This is a genomic window from Psychrobacillus sp. 05T411, from assembly GCF_056396485.1.
The window spans coordinates 1-14,973 of sequence record NZ_JBFTLO010000015.1; the positions used below are offsets into that span (position 1 = coordinate 1).

The following is a 14,973-nucleotide window of genomic DNA, read 5'->3' on the forward strand; positions in this document are numbered from 1 at the left end:
ATTACCTTATAATAAGTCGTATTGATCCCCATCGCATCAGACGCAATTTCATTTTCTCTTACGGAAATCGCTGCTAAACCATGTCTGGAGTTGGTGAAATTGACAATAACGATAATCGTAATAACAAGACAAACAAAGGCATATGTCCAGGTAGTTAAGTGGGAAACTTGCATCCCAGCCGCTCCACCAACCGCATCAATATTTAAGAACACAATTCGAATAATTTCAGCAAATCCTAATGTAGCAATCGCTAAATAATCTCCTTTTAGCCTTAAACTTGGAATACCTACAATTAATCCCGCAAGAGCAGCTACAATACCACCTACGATAATGGCAACGACAAATGGAAGATGTAATTTCATCGTTACTATAGCTGAAAGATAAGCACCTACAGCTAAAAATCCAGCATGACCTATCGAAAATTGTCCAGTAATACCGATTACTAAATGTAGGCTTACCGCTAAAATTATGTTGATGGCAATTAATATAAGCGTATTAGAATAAAATTGATTCATCATTCCATTTGAAATCAAAATCTGCACAACTGCGTATACTAAAACTGCCCCTATAATAAATGGCCAAAACTGTTTTGACTTTTTCATAATTATGTACCACCTACACTTTCTCTCGTGTATTTTTTCCAAAGATTCCAGATGGTCTGAATATCAGAATTAGTATTAAAATAACGAATGCTGCAGCGTCTCTCCATAAAGAGAATCCTAAAGCACTAACGATTGTTTCAACAACTCCGAGTACAAGCCCGCCAACCATTGCCCCAGGAATGATGCCAATTCCTCCAAGAACTGCGGCCACAAATGCTTTCACACCTGGGATCACCCCCATTAGTGGGTCAATCTTCGTATAATATACACCAAATATAACACCTGCTGCTCCAGCTAAAGCAGAGCCAATTGCGAATGTTGCAGATATTGTATTGTCCACATTTATTCCCATCAATTTAGCAGCTTCTGTATCATGAGAAACCGCGCGCATCGCTTTCCCAGTTTTCGTTTTGTGCACAATAAACTGTAACAAGATCATCAGTACAACAGAAACCGAAAGAATAAGAATGGATTGGATGCTTATTTGGGCGCCTAAAAATTCAAAAGAGCGATTGGAGAATACATTAGGGTATGCTTCTGGTTGAGCCCCTCTAATATAAATCACACCGTACTCAATTAATAACGAAACTCCAATTGCTGTAATAAGTGCGGCAATCCGTGTTGCATTTCGTAAACGTTTATATGCAATACGTTCAATAATCACACCAAATAATGCACACGCTGCCATCGATATGATAAGTGCCGGGAAAAATCCCAAACCAAAGACTGTAATCGAATAAAATCCAATGAAAGAACCAACCATAAACACATCGCCATGTGCAAAGTTGATCAATTTAATTATCCCGTAAACCATCGTGTAGCCAAGGGCAATTAATGCATATATGCTGCCGAGTGAAATACCGTTAATCAATTGCTGTAACCATTCCATAAAGTTTCACTCCTAAAGTCTCTATATTTCAACAAGTTAGAATTAAAAAAGGAGGGATATAATCCCCCCCTCTAAAATAGGCTCATTTTAAGGATTAACTTTCGTGTTAAATACTTGTTTTCCATCTACAAATTCAATAATTACTGCAGATTTTATCGGATGGTGATTTTCATCAACAGAATATAATCCTGTTACCAATTCCAATTGATCAGTAGCTTCAATCGCTTCTTTAATTTTTGTTCCATCTGTAGAACCAGCGCGTTCAATTGCATCTTTCAATAAATAAATGGAATCATAGCCAAGTGCGTTGAATGAGTTAGGCTCTTTTCCAAATTTCTTATTAAAACTTTCCGCAAATGCTTTGGCTTTTCCATCTGGATCATCCGCAGAATAGGCAGTAATAATATACGTGTTATTTAATGCGTCAGCTCCAGCTAAGTCAACGATTGTCGGAGAATCCCAACCATCAGCACCCATTAATGGAACAGTAATTCCTAATTCACGAGCCTGTTTAACAATCAGTCCTACTTCTTCATAATATCCAGGGATAAATACAAATTCAGGATTAGAAGATTTAATGCGCGTTAGAGTGGAACGGAAATCAGTATCTTTTGCAACATAAGACTCTTCAGCAACGATCGTACCTCCGGCTGCTTCAAAATCTTTAATGAAAGAAGCCGCTAGACCTTTCGCATAATCACTAGCATTGTCCGCATAAACCGCTGCAGTTTTAACTTTTAATTCGTTAGTTGCAAAGTTTGCAGCTACAGTACCTTGGAAAGGGTCAATAAATGCCGTACGGAATGTAAATGGATTTACTTTTCCATCATCTCCAACAGTTACCGTTGTACTTGTTCCAGAAGGAGAAATCATAGGTGTTTTAGTATCCGTTGCAATTTGCACTTGAGCAACTGAGGCACCACTTGTAGCAGCGCCAATAATCGCAACTACTTTATCTTGACTCGTTAACTTAATCGCAGCACTAGTTGCCTCGGCAGCGTCCGATTTATTATCAACTTTAATAAGTTCTATTTGTTTTCCGTCAATACCACCTGCAGCATTGATTTCCTCTACAGCTAGATCAATAGCATCCGCTTCAGATGAACCATATGATGCTACAGCACCTGAAAGCTCAAGATTAGCTCCTATTTTAATTGTTTCTCCCCCACTTGCATTACTACTTTCTCCCCCATTTGAACTAGTACCTTCTTCTCCTGCTCCACATCCCGCTAGCACCCCTACTAGTAGAGAAGAAGCAAGAAACAATGAAGCAAATTTCGATTTCTTCATAAATAAAACCCCCTGTTTTAGTTTGATAGTTCTGAATATATAAGTCGTACTACTTACCATTCTCTCGTTTTGGTAAGAAACTATTCAGAAACTATCAAGTTGTTGTTGTGAACAACTTCATTGTAAAACAAAGTTTAAATTCAGTCTATACTAATTTTTCTCCTTTTTCTAAAATTTCTGAAATTACATTGAAATAATATTTTGATAGAATGTCTAAAACCTTTTAAATAAAGGGTTTTCAATCTCTTTCACTCTTAAATATCGCGCAAAAATTATACTCAATATATTTCCATTAATGATCAAACAAGACGCTTTTTTATCATGATTACTAATATATTTGTAAAATTATAGTAATCCGAGGGGTGAATGATTATTTTTACTTTTCCTATTTTGTTTTGTATACTAGATATTAGTTCGAAATCCGTAATAAAAGGAGAGATATAAAATGGTACAAAAGTCACCTAATCGAGATGAAGTAAAAGTGGAAGACACGTGGAATTTAGCTGATTTATTTGAAACTGAAGAAGATTTTACGAATTCATTAGAAGAAATTGAGCAAAACGTGCAAGAATTTGCCAAAAAATACAAAGGGAAAGTAAATAATCCTTCCATCATCGTAGAAGCCCTAACCGATTACTCGGCGATATACGAAAAAGTTGTTCCAGCAGGGACATATGCTAGTCTTTCTCTAAGTACAGATCAAACAAACACTACTGCACAAATGAGAGCGAATACATATAGTTCTCTTTTAGCTAAAATCAGTAGTGAACTTTCTTTTTTAACGAGTGAATTAGTAGAGCTACCAGACGAGATAATTTTAGAAGCCTCTAAGCTTGCGCCAGCATTTCAGCTTTATTTAGACAAGATATTGAAAAAGAAAAAATATCAATTGCATCCACAAGTAGAAAAAACACTTGCGGCTTACTCCGCTTCCTTTAATGCACCATATAAGTTATATAATACGACAAAAATGCAGGATATTTCTTTCATTGACTTTGAAGTAGATGGCAAATCATATCCATTAAGCTATGTATCTTTTGAAAATGATTGGGAAGCCGAATCAGATTCAGCTATAAGACGCGCTGCATTCCAATCTTTTTCAGCAAAACTACAAGAATACCAACATACGACAGCTATCACTTATGATATGCATGTACAAATGGAAAAAACGACTGCCGATATTCGCGGATATGACTCTGTTTTTGATTATCTACTATTTGATCAAGAAGTAGATCGAACTCTATACAATCGCCAAATTGACTTGATCATGAACGAGCTTGCACCTCATATGCGCAAATATGCAAAATTACTTCAACAAGTGCATGGCTTAGAAAAAATGACATTTGCGGATTTAAAAGTTTCACTAGATCCTACTTATGAGCCGACCATTTCGATAGAAGAATCAAAAAAGTATATTGATGGTGCATTAGCTATAATGGGCGAAGAATATTTGGAGATGGTTGATTGTGCCTATAAAGAACGTTGGATTGATTTTGCACAAAATAATGGAAAATCTACTGGTGCATTTTGTGCTAGCCCATACGGCAACCATCCATATATCCTTATCTCATGGTCTTCTAGAATGAATGAAGTATTTGTACTTGCACATGAACTTGGACATGCCGGTCATTTTTATCATGCAAATAAAGAACAAACGATTTTTAATGCCAGACCTTCTCTATACTTTATCGAAGCTCCTTCTACAATGAATGAAATGCTTGTAGCGAATCATTTATTAGCAAATTCGGATGATCCGAAATTTAAACGTTGGGTTATTTCTTCTATTATAGCGCGCACATACTATCATAATTTTGTGACGCATTTATTGGAGGCGGCTTATCAACGAAAAGTATACGAACGAGTCGATCAAGGTCTAAATATCAATGCACAAATTTTGAATGAGTATAAACGTAGCGTGTTAGAAGAATTCTGGGGTGATGCAGTAGAAATATCTGAAGGTGCTGAACTTACTTGGATGCGCCAACCACATTACTATATGGGATTGTATCCATATACCTACAGTGCCGGCTTAACGATTTCTACGCAAGTCGCAAAACGCATTTTAAACGAAGGCCAAGTTGCAGTCGACGAATGGACAAACGTGCTTAAAGCAGGCGGCACGAAATCACCAGTTGAACTTGCAAAAATGGCTGGAGTAGATATTACGACGGAAGAACCATTACGAGACACGATTGCTTACATTGGCTCGCTGATTGATGAGTTAATCAATCTTACAGAAGAAATCGAACAATAAGCCCTAAAAATTCAAAAGGAGCATAATGTGAAATCTCACTTTATGCTCCTTTTTATGTTTTCCAACTAAAGACATTTTCCACAGAAAAAAGCTAAACCGTCACCGGTTTAGCTTTCTTTCGTTATTTTTACTCGTTTAACAAATACAGATAACACTAATGCGACTAATGTAACGATCGTTGCGATAAAGAATGTATGATTAATACCTTCTAGCATCGCTTTCATTCCTAAATCTACTTGGAACTGAGCAAGTCCTTCTTGGCTAGTAGGCATATTCCCTGCTGCTGCAGCTTCTCCAGCAAGTCTTGCCGCAGAAGATTCCATTCGCGCATTCATAATCGTCAAGAATATGGCAGATCCGATAGCACCAGAAACTTGTTGTAATGTATTATTCATCGCTGTACCATGCGGATTCATTTTCATCGGTAATTGGTTTAAGCCATTTGTCATTATAGGCATCATAACCATGGACATACCAAACATACGAAGTGTATAAATTCCCATAATGTAATAGTAGCCAGTATCTTGTGTAAATTCGCTCATAAAATGAGTAGCAATCGCCGTAATCGTAAGTCCAATGATTGCTAAAATACGAGCACCATATTTATCGAAGATTTTCCCTGTAATTGGGGACATAATCGCCATTGCAAGTGCTCCAGGTAACATCAATAAACCTGAATGGAAAGGAGAAATACCACGAATTGTTTGTACATAAAGTGGTGTTAAAATCATCCCTGAAAACATCGCAGCAGATACGACAATGGAAATAATAGAAGACAAAGTAAACATTGGATATTTGTAAATTCTTACATCTAAAAGAGGTTCCTTTAGTCTCAACTGTCTCCATACAAAAATAACTAGCGCTACAAATCCAATAATGATTGTTCCGTAAACAATCGGAGCATCCCAGCCTTTATCCCCTGCTGTACTAAAACCATATAATAACGCTCCGAATCCTATACTTGATAAGACGAGTGAAAATACGTCTAACTTTACTTTACTATTAGGCGTAATGTTGCGTAGTTTAAAAATAGCAAACAATAAAACAATTACCGCAAACGGTAAAATAACTTCAAATAGTGCTCGCCATTCATAATGTTCCAATATAAATCCTGATAAAGATGGTCCAATTGCTGGAGCCAAAATCATTACTAATCCAAACATCCCCATTGCTGCACCACGGCGCTCAATTGGAAATGCAGTTAACATAACATTCATCAGTAATGGCATCATCATTGCAGAACCTACTGCTTGAATCATTCGCGCTGCGATTAATACTCCAAAAGCAGGAGCCAAGGCAGCTAATAATGTACCGGCTGTGAAAAAGACCATGGCTGTGATAAATAATTTTCTATTTGAAAATCTTTGCACAAAAAAAGCACTTGCTGGTATTAAAATTCCGTTTATTAACATATATCCTGTTGTTAGCCATTGTACAACAGTCGGCTTCACATCAAACTCATTCATAATAGTTGGTAAAGCTACATTCAATAGTGTATTATTCAAAAACGCAATGAATGCTCCTACAAAAAGGATAGCAATCATTGCATATGGTGGCTTTTGTTGCATTTCTTTCATTACTTTCGTTCCTCCTATTTTTAAAAGCTTCTCTCTTTTTCCTGACTTATAACACTTGAATATTTTATACTCATCGTCCAAAAAAAGCAAATAAAAAATCTAAATCAATTAAAATAGTTTGATAAACCTTGTTTTAACAGTTATTATATGAATTATACTACGAGTCTAAAGGTGATAAAATATGAACGCTAAAAAACGGAATGTTCTACAAGCGGCACAACAGCTTTTTATAGAAAAAGGTTTTAGGTCCACTACCGTAAACGATATAATAGAAGCAGCCAATGTATCCAAAGGTACTTTTTATAATTATTTTTCTTCTAAAAATGAATGTATTATTGCCATACTGGAAAATGCAAGAAACGAAACATTGATAAAAAGAAGAGAAATTCATACGCAACAAAATAGTTCGGATATAAATATATTATCCAAACAAATGTCCGTTCGATTCATTGTGTTTCAAGAGCATAATCTATTTCCACTCTTTGCATCTATTATTAACTCACAAGATGTGGATCTTCGTGACCTGATAAAACGAAATTACATCGATGAACTTAACTGGCTTTCTAGTCGATTAGTCGATGTCTTCGGTGAGGAAACAAAAAATGTATCAACAGATTGCGCAGTACTGGCACTTGGCATGATCCAACAATTACAACACCCATGGATTAATCAATTAGCTAATATTTCCTTTGATCAATTAATTCAATTTATCCTGAGACGGATTAAAACAATTATTTATGAGATGGCGGATACAAACGATTCCCTTCTTAGTCACTCCTTTTTCAAACTAAATACAGAAAGCTCATCTGTAACAAAGGAGCAGGTAATCGAACTGCTAGAAACTTTTTATTTGGAAGAAAAAGACTCATTGTCACCAAATACTATACAAGCCATTGAATTTGTACGAGAAGAATTGTCAACAGCAACGCCAAGAATCTTTTTGCTAGAAAAAATTGTCCCTGCTTTGACTGAAAGCTTTAAAGGAAGTGAGCTTGAACAAAAATCTACCATTATTATTTATAAACTATGGACACTTTTAGATGAATGGAGACTAGATCAAGCATGATGGACAAAGTGATTTCGCAGTATCAAGAGGATGAAAATGTGATGATTCAGCTGTTTACTAGTTGGTGTGTCAATCATCAATTGGATGCATTAACCTTGTATGCACAAGCCTACCCTGAACAAGAAAAGAATGTACTGCTTGAAAAAGCAGTACAAGAAACGTCTTCAGACCCAGTAACGATAGATACAGAAACACTTTTAAATGTGCTACAACTTTTCGGCAATGAAGATCTTGCATTTGTTGTTTCCGAACAAGCCGATAAACAAAAAAAGCGCTAAAACTATAATGAGTATAAAGATTACTAGAAATCAGCAGGATTTCATCTTGGGCTTGTGTGCTTTTGGAGAGTGACGGACAAACGGTTATCAAAAAATGTGTAGGGATGCGTCAAAGTCGCATCCCTACACATTTGTCTTGGTAATAGTATATAACTCATTTCGTTCAAAGCATCAAAATTATTATCACAATCTATTGGATACTTTTAGTTAGCATTACTTATACATGTTGGATATGGCTAGATGCTTGTTCCAAAAAGATCCGCTGACTATTCATGCTTTTTCCATCAATTTCTTTATAATGGTAAATACCATTTGAATCTTGCACTCTTGCTTTAGCGGTATCTTGAAGTTCAATATCCAAAATGCCCATCACTCGCTTTTTAATAGATGGTGCTAGTACAGGAAACAATATCTCCACTCGTTTTACCATATTTCGAGTCATCATGTCTGCTGAAGATAAATATAATCGACTCGCCCCATTTCTATGAAACCAATAAATTCTAGAGTGTTCTAAAAATCTTCCTACTATACTGGTAACAGTGATGTTTTCACTTACTCCAGCAAGTCCAGGACGTAAGCAACAAATACCTCGAACGATTAAGTCGATTTTCACTCCAGCAGTAGAAGCTTCATACAATTTAACGATTAAATCTTTATCTGTCAGTGAATTCATTTTTAGCTTAATATGCCCATTAGAAAAAGTTCGATGATACTCTATTTCTTCGTCGATTAAATATAAAAACTTATCTCGAATGTCATATGGGGAAACAACGAGTTTTTCATATTCTGGTTTATTGGTATAACCACTTAAATAGTTGAAAAATTGCGTTGCGTCCGACCCTATACGCTTATTTGTTGTAATTATCCCCATATCTGTATATATTCTAGCGGTTTTATCATTATAATTCCCTGTACCTAAATGGACAAATTGCTCGATACGGTTGTTACGACTTCTAATAACTAAGGTAATTTTCGAATGTGTTTTTAAGTTATGCATGCCATATATAACAAGGCATCCCGCTTTTTCAAGTTCCCGCGCCCATTGCACATTATTTTCCTCATCAAATCGTGCTTTTAGTTCAACAAGTACAGTCACTTGTTTCCCATTTTCAGCGGCTCTTTTTAAAGCCAAAATAATCGGCGAGTTACCACTCACTCGGTACAATGTTTGTTTAATCGCTAGCACTTTAGGATCATCCGCTGCTTTATCGATGAAGTCAATAATAGGCTGAAAAGATTCATATGGATGATGAAAAAACAAATCCTGTTTTAATGCTTTTGCAAAAATATCTTCATCACTCGCCAAATCTTTTGGGGCTTGAGGGATAAATGGCTCGTAAAATAGTTCATTATAATTTCCTTCAAAAAATTGAATAAAGGAAAATAAAAAAGTAATATCCAGCGGACCATGTATTTTATAAACATCATCTCGATGTATTTCTAACTGCTCTAACAAATAATTCAATACCTTCTGCTGAATTTCACTCGTTTTCACTTCGAGTCTGCTCACTGCGCCCCACTTTCTCTTTTTTAATTCCTTTTCGATCTCAATAAGTAAGTCGCGAGCCCCTTCTTCATGAATCGTTAAATCGGCATTACGTGTAATTCGAAAAGGATTCGCATGTTTTACTTCATAGCCATGGAACAGCTTAGAAATATTGGAAATAATCACATCTTCTAATAATACCGCTGCAAATGTGTCATCTTTCGTTGATACTCGAATAAATCTTCGTAATACAGATGGTACTTGTACAATCGCAATTTTGTTTTGTTCGTTGATCCCGTCACTTTTGTCTCCTTCTTCTACCATTACTAGGATGTTCATTGTTTTACTCAACAATATAGGAAATGGTCTGTAAGCATCTACTGCAACTGGGGTTAATATAGGGAATATTTCTTCCTCAAAAATGATTTGCAGTTCTTTTACTTGTGCTTTCGATAACTGGGAATATTTCAATAAAGAAATACCGTGCTGCGGGAGATTATTTTCAACTAATTCTTTATATATAGCCATTTGTCTATCCACTAATTTTTTAGTAATTGTTGATATTTGTGCTAATTGTTCCTTAGGTGTTAGCCCAGCTTTATTTTCCGGTTTATTAAAACCCGCTCTCACTTGATCTTGAAGTCCCGCTACACGTACCATAAAAAATTCATCTAAATTGGAACTAAAAATAGCTAAAAACTTCAAGCGTTCTAAGAGTGGGTTTGTATCATCTTCTGCCTCTTGTAATACCCGTTCATTAAAAGCTAGCCAACTTATTTCTCGATTATTATAATTGGTATAGTCATTAAATGGATGATCATCTACAATTACTTCGTTCATAATATCGTATCCTCCATTTCATTTAAAAAATTATTTTCACTTGAGTATTTACAATTTTCTCCAGATGTTTTGTTAGTTTTTCGGCTTGATATTTTTCTAACATATAATTTCCCTCTACAGAAAAAGTAAGAACGATCTCATCAGACGATTTTGTTAAAGAAACTTCTTTAATATTCGAACGCCCCAATACATCTATTCCTTTAGTAAAACGAATTAACGCACCAATATCACGTAATTGCTTATACTCATTTTCTTGTAAAAGACGTTCGAATGGGGATACGTATTGTTTAAATGTATCTTTATTTTTATAAGATGCTAAAAGAGCTATTTTTATTCGTTCTTCACTAGATAGTCCATCAATCGTTAAATTGGTCAATAAATAGAACGTATGCTGACTCACCGCATCTTGATCGATATGCTCTCCTATATAAAATAATATGTAGGCAAAGCGCAATATTTGCTCATTTTCAAGTGGTTCTATATAATTCCATTCTACAAATCGCTCATAAATTGTTGTGAAAATATTGTATAGATGCAATGTATCTTCTTCCATCACATTAAATTTCCCTAAAACATGTCGTACAGCATTTTGAGCCACTTCATTCAAGTCAAATTCTAATGGAAACTTCTCTACTAATTGTGATAAGATGATACCCTCTCTTAACCCGCGTTTACTATATATAAACGAAGGGGCATCCACCTTGTCCATAAACAGTCGAAATGTTTCCAATGCTGGGACAATAATGTCTGCTCGGTCACTCGATAAGCCATCTATTTTTTTCAACTCTTCCAATGAACATTTAGCAAATCGGGAACTAATTTCCTGTAAATCTACCGCACGTAACTCATATTGATGAATACCATTTAAAGGATAATTTTTTCGTTGCTGATCTACTTGTGCAATATTACGCGCACTCCCACCGATTGCAATAATAGGTACTTGGACATTATCTAACCAAGTAAGTGGTCGAAAATGTTCCTTCACATACTCCCTTAATTGAATCGTTTCTTGTTGGGTCATTTCCGCATTTTTCATGAATTTTTTTGTTAATGAAACTACACCAAATGGAATACTATGCATATGCACTAACTTTTTGTTTTTAAATAAGGTAATTTCTGTACTACCTCCACCCATATCAATTGTTACGGCAGTTTCTATACTGGTGGAGTGAATGACTGCTAAATATCCAAAATATGCTTCTTTATCGGTAGATATAATATGTAGTAATAAACCCAATTTACTTTTTATAAATGCTACAATCTCTTCCTTATTTTTGGCTTGACGAATCGCTGCTGTTGCAGCCGCATATACATGCTTTACTTGAATGTCTTCTAGTATTTCTTTGAATTTTGTCAGTGTTTTTAAAAGTATTTGAATACCATCTTCATTCAAATTTCCAGTAGAATCGATATACATACTAAGTCGCGCAACTGTTTTAAAATTATGGTGCTCTACCAATCCTTGTATTGAGTTGTAACTGTATACTACTAGACGAATAGAGTTCGATCCTATATCAATAATTGCTTTTCGATTTGTCCTTGTATTCATTTGCTTCTACTCCTCTATTAAATTATTCTAAACGCAACTGACCGATATATTTGTAAATGTTTTGTAAATTTTAAATTTTACCGCCATCATTATATAAGAATACCTTTGTTAAATTATCGTAATATTTCACATTTTTTTCCCTTGACCGTTTTGAATCATGTACAATAAGGAAAACGACGATTGGGGGATTAAAAGACAGATGAAAAAGTTCACCAAAGAGGAGAACAGTTGGTCATTTTACGACTGGGGATCATCCGCATATTCGATCACCATTACTACCGCAGTATTTCCCATATTTTATAAATCTTCGGCGACCGCTGCTGGTGTGGATGCTGCTGATTCTACCGCTTATTTAGGCTACACGATTGCTATATTTACTTTTATATTAGCAATGATTGGTCCCATTTTAGGAACAATCGCAGACTACCGTGGCATGAAAAAGAAATTTTTCACCTTTTTCTTTGTACTCGGTGTGACATTTACTGCAATGCTTGCATTTGTACCATTTGATAATTGGTTACTTTTACTTATTTTTTATACATTAGCTGCTCTTGGCGCAACTGGTGCAAATGTGTTTTATGATGGATTTATTGTCGATGTGACGACAAATGAACGCATGCATAAAGTATCTTCCAGAGGATATAGTCTTGGTTATATTGGTAGTACTATACCCTTTTTGATCAGTATAATCATCATTGTTTTATCTCAACAAGAAATAATAGCTTTATCTACTACAAATGCAAGTCGAATCGCCTTTCTTATTACTGCCGTTTGGTGGGTTCTATTTTCCATACCCTTGTTCAAAAATGTGCAACAAATTCACTACATTGAACGAGAAGGGAAACCAGTTATTCAGAGCTTTAAGCGCTTAGGTAAAACATTTAAAGAAATACGTCAATATAAAGCATTGTTCTTATTTTTACTGGCATACTTTTTCTATATTGATGGTGTTGGTACCGTTATTAATATGTCTACCGCATATGGGACAGATTTAGGGTTGAGTGCTACTAGTTTATTAATCGTTCTTTTTGCGACCCAGGTTGTCGCTGCTCCTTTTGCGCTGTTATACGGCAAGCTTGCAGGAAAATTTTCCGAAAAGAAGATGTTGTATGTAGGAATAATTGTGTACATTATTGTGTGTACTTATGCCTTTTTCTTAGAAACAGTAGTTGATTTTTGGATTTTGGCCATGTTGGTTGCAACTTCACAAGGTGGTATCCAGGCACTTAGTCGATCTTATTTTGGAAAGCTTGTACCAAAAGAAAATTCCAATGAGTTTTTTGGGTTTTACAATATTTTCGGTAAGTTTGCTGCCATTATGGGACCTTTATTAGTCGCTTTCACTGCTCAAATTACTGGAAAATCCAATTATGGCGTGTTTAGTTTAGTCATTTTATTTATCATTGGATTCATCATTTTATCTAGAGTACCAGAACCAAAAACGAGTCCGGCTGTAGATGAAGTTGGCGCAAATTAAAAAAGAGAGGGAGTAGATTATTTCTACGACCCTCTCTTTTACTTTTAATAATGCTTTTTCACAATAAACGAAGTAGTAATTCCAACAGAAATGACCGTTATACAGGAATATACCAAAGAAACTGTTTCTACTAATATACTACCAATAGAAACTATTACAATATCAATGGATAAAATACAAAGTCCGGGGTTCATATGTAAGTGTCTGGCAAGCATTTGCGCAAGTAAATCAGTTCCTCCAAGCGTTATTCTAGAGCGTAGCATGATACCTACCCCGGACCCGATCATTAGTCCACCGCAAATGGCCCCAACCAATTCAGATGTAATGAATTTCTCTCCAACAATATGTAAAGGATATAAAAAGTCAATGACGACGGAAGAAATCAACAATCCGTGAATACCGTTATAAAAAAATGGCCGGTAATATATCCAAGCTAAGAGAAAAATCGGGATACTAATACAAAGAATAGCAATACCTACTTTTATATCTAATAAATAATGAATGATTAAACCTAGTCCAATTCCCCCTCCATCCAATAAATGAAAAGGAACTAGAAAGAAGTTAATCCCCAGCGCAATGAATATACTACCAATTAAAATGATCAATGTTTTATTGAAAAAATACATTTTCCCCACCTTCCACTAATTCATATATATGATTAAAAGCACAGTATAAGCACTAAAGCGCTAACTCTGCCCTGCCCCGATATAGCAAATGAAAATATTCAATATGAATGGAATGTCGTACATAATAAGGAAAGTGCGTCATAAATCGTTCACTCAACAGTGCCAATCCGCCAAAAAAACAAAATTTTGTCTAGTTTCTCAATCATGTTTATCCAATAAATAGCATAGAGCAATCAGTTGGGCATTAAAAGCAATCAATTCTAGTCCGAAAGCAACCAAATCAGCATGAGAGCAACCAAATCAGCATGAGAGCAACCAAATTGACGGTGAAAGCAACCATTTTCTTAAAACAGCTAGTTTACTTGGAGTGAGATGCCAATGACTAAGACTAATACTAAGACTAAGACACACTATCCCTTTACTGCGTTCGATAATAATAAAGACAGAACTCTCAGTATGAAATATGTAGAAATCGATAATTCCCCAAAGCACAAAAAAAACACAGGAATTTTTATATCCTGTGTTTATAAGTTTAAATTATTTAATTAGTTGGATACTGCAAATGTTACCGGCATTACGACCGCTATTACTTCCCCTTTAGCACATAGCGTATCTCCAGCAAAAACTTCTGTTGTCACTTTCCATTTTTTCGGATGAATTTCTTCGATTGTTCCAACTGCTCTAAGCGTTACTTTTTGTGGCGTTGGCTTTAAGAAATCCACATGCAAGGACCCGGTTACAAATCTTGGCGGTGCTTCTTCACTACCTGGTTCAAAACCATTTTTACGGTGTAATGCTAGTGAAGCAGAGCCCGTCCCATGGCAATCGATAAGTGATGCGATTAATCCGCCATAGACAAAGCCAGGAATCGCGATATGCTTTTCGTTTGGATCATAAATTGTTTCTGTTTGATCTCCGTTCCATACTGTTCGAAAATGATATCCTTCATCATTTAACCTACCACAACCAAAACACCAAGCAAAATCGTCTGGATAATCATCCTGTATTGCACGAACGTCATTTGTCATTTCCATTCTCC

General features: G+C 35.6%; 12 protein-coding genes. 4 read left to right on the top strand and 8 right to left on the bottom strand.

All coding sequences use genetic code 11. The features are described from left to right. The 3 genes from AC1DFT_RS13035 to AC1DFT_RS13045 all read right to left on the bottom strand — a co-directional run. On the bottom strand, positions 1–602 hold a 602-nt coding region (locus AC1DFT_RS13035; protein WP_478159187.1), incomplete at its 3' end, for a branched-chain amino acid ABC transporter permease. A 13-nt stretch (positions 603–615) separates the two neighbouring features. After that, complete coding sequence (locus AC1DFT_RS13040) at positions 616–1,491, bottom strand: branched-chain amino acid ABC transporter permease (RefSeq protein ID WP_478159188.1); 876 nt, start codon at positions 1,489–1,491, stop codon at positions 616–618. Positions 1,492–1,578: 87 nt separating this feature from the next. After that, positions 1,579–2,781, bottom strand: coding sequence for an ABC transporter substrate-binding protein (locus tag AC1DFT_RS13045; protein ID WP_478159189.1), 1,203 nt, complete (start codon positions 2,779–2,781; stop codon positions 1,579–1,581). Between the two features lie 445 nt (positions 2,782–3,226). On the opposite strand from AC1DFT_RS13045, the gene pepF reads away from it, so the two are divergent. Then, positions 3,227–5,035 carry an oligoendopeptidase F gene (gene pepF / locus AC1DFT_RS13050; RefSeq protein WP_478159190.1) on the top strand — a complete coding sequence of 603 codons (1,809 nt, stop codon included), beginning with the start codon at positions 3,227–3,229 and terminating at the stop codon, positions 5,033–5,035. A 107-nt stretch (positions 5,036–5,142) separates the two neighbouring features. On the opposite strand, the gene AC1DFT_RS13055 is transcribed toward pepF, so the two are convergent. Then, positions 5,143–6,612, bottom strand: coding sequence for a DHA2 family efflux MFS transporter permease subunit (locus AC1DFT_RS13055; protein ID WP_478159191.1), 1,470 nt, complete (start codon positions 6,610–6,612; stop codon positions 5,143–5,145). Between the two features lie 181 nt (positions 6,613–6,793). On the opposite strand from AC1DFT_RS13055, the gene AC1DFT_RS13060 reads away from it, so the two are divergent. Both AC1DFT_RS13060 and AC1DFT_RS13065 read left to right on the top strand, forming a co-directional pair. Then, the gene (locus tag AC1DFT_RS13060) at positions 6,794–7,678 is read left to right on the top strand and encodes a TetR/AcrR family transcriptional regulator (protein WP_478159192.1); all 885 of its coding nucleotides are present in this window, start codon (positions 6,794–6,796) and stop codon (positions 7,676–7,678) included. Continuing rightward, positions 7,675–7,956, top strand: coding sequence for a hypothetical protein (locus AC1DFT_RS13065; protein WP_478159193.1), 282 nt, complete (start codon positions 7,675–7,677; stop codon positions 7,954–7,956). Before AC1DFT_RS13060 ends, AC1DFT_RS13065 begins: the two co-directional genes overlap by 4 nt. 217 nt (positions 7,957–8,173) lie before the next feature. Here the strand turns inward: AC1DFT_RS13065 and AC1DFT_RS13070 are convergent, their stop codons facing one another. Both AC1DFT_RS13070 and AC1DFT_RS13075 read right to left on the bottom strand, forming a co-directional pair. Then, positions 8,174–10,282 (bottom strand): RNA degradosome polyphosphate kinase, encoded by a 2,109-nt coding sequence (locus AC1DFT_RS13070; RefSeq protein WP_478159194.1) that lies wholly within the window; start codon positions 10,280–10,282, stop codon positions 8,174–8,176. 22 nt (positions 10,283–10,304) lie between these two features. Continuing rightward, on the bottom strand, positions 10,305–11,831 hold the full coding sequence (locus tag AC1DFT_RS13075; RefSeq protein ID WP_478159195.1) for a Ppx/GppA phosphatase family protein: 1,527 nt from the start codon (positions 11,829–11,831) through the stop codon (positions 10,305–10,307). A gap of 199 nt (positions 11,832–12,030) precedes the next feature. Between AC1DFT_RS13075 and AC1DFT_RS13080 the strand changes: the two genes are divergently transcribed. Then, positions 12,031–13,308, top strand: a complete 1,278-nt coding sequence (locus AC1DFT_RS13080; RefSeq protein ID WP_478159196.1) for an MFS transporter — start codon at positions 12,031–12,033, stop codon at positions 13,306–13,308. Between the two features lie 44 nt (positions 13,309–13,352). On the opposite strand, the gene AC1DFT_RS13085 is transcribed toward AC1DFT_RS13080, so the two are convergent. Both AC1DFT_RS13085 and AC1DFT_RS13090 read right to left on the bottom strand, forming a co-directional pair. After that, positions 13,353–13,934 carry a YitT family protein gene (locus tag AC1DFT_RS13085; RefSeq protein ID WP_478159197.1) on the bottom strand — a complete coding sequence of 194 codons (582 nt, stop codon included), beginning with the start codon at positions 13,932–13,934 and terminating at the stop codon, positions 13,353–13,355. A gap of 545 nt (positions 13,935–14,479) precedes the next feature. After that, a complete protein-coding gene (locus tag AC1DFT_RS13090) occupies positions 14,480–14,962 on the bottom strand; it encodes a PaaI family thioesterase (protein ID WP_478159198.1) in 483 nt (160 codons plus the stop codon). Positions 14,963–14,973: the final 11 nt, after the last annotated feature.

Coding starts and splice junctions, on each gene's coding strand:
- AC1DFT_RS13040 (WP_478159188.1), bottom strand. CDS start 1,491: ATGGAATGGTTACAGCAATTGATTAACGGTATTTCACTCGGCAGCATA.
- AC1DFT_RS13045 (WP_478159189.1), bottom strand. CDS start 2,781: ATGAAGAAATCGAAATTTGCTTCATTGTTTCTTGCTTCTTCTCTACTA.
- pepF (WP_478159190.1), top strand. CDS start 3,227: ATGGTACAAAAGTCACCTAATCGAGATGAAGTAAAAGTGGAAGACACG.
- AC1DFT_RS13055 (WP_478159191.1), bottom strand. CDS start 6,612: ATGAAAGAAATGCAACAAAAGCCACCATATGCAATGATTGCTATCCTT.
- AC1DFT_RS13060 (WP_478159192.1), top strand. CDS start 6,794: ATGAACGCTAAAAAACGGAATGTTCTACAAGCGGCACAACAGCTTTTT.
- AC1DFT_RS13065 (WP_478159193.1), top strand. CDS start 7,675: ATGATGGACAAAGTGATTTCGCAGTATCAAGAGGATGAAAATGTGATG.
- AC1DFT_RS13070 (WP_478159194.1), bottom strand. CDS start 10,282: ATGAACGAAGTAATTGTAGATGATCATCCATTTAATGACTATACCAAT.
- AC1DFT_RS13075 (WP_478159195.1), bottom strand. CDS start 11,831: ATGAATACAAGGACAAATCGAAAAGCAATTATTGATATAGGATCGAAC.
- AC1DFT_RS13080 (WP_478159196.1), top strand. CDS start 12,031: ATGAAAAAGTTCACCAAAGAGGAGAACAGTTGGTCATTTTACGACTGG.
- AC1DFT_RS13085 (WP_478159197.1), bottom strand. CDS start 13,934: ATGTATTTTTTCAATAAAACATTGATCATTTTAATTGGTAGTATATTC.
- AC1DFT_RS13090 (WP_478159198.1), bottom strand. CDS start 14,962: ATGACAAATGACGTTCGTGCAATACAGGATGATTATCCAGACGATTTT.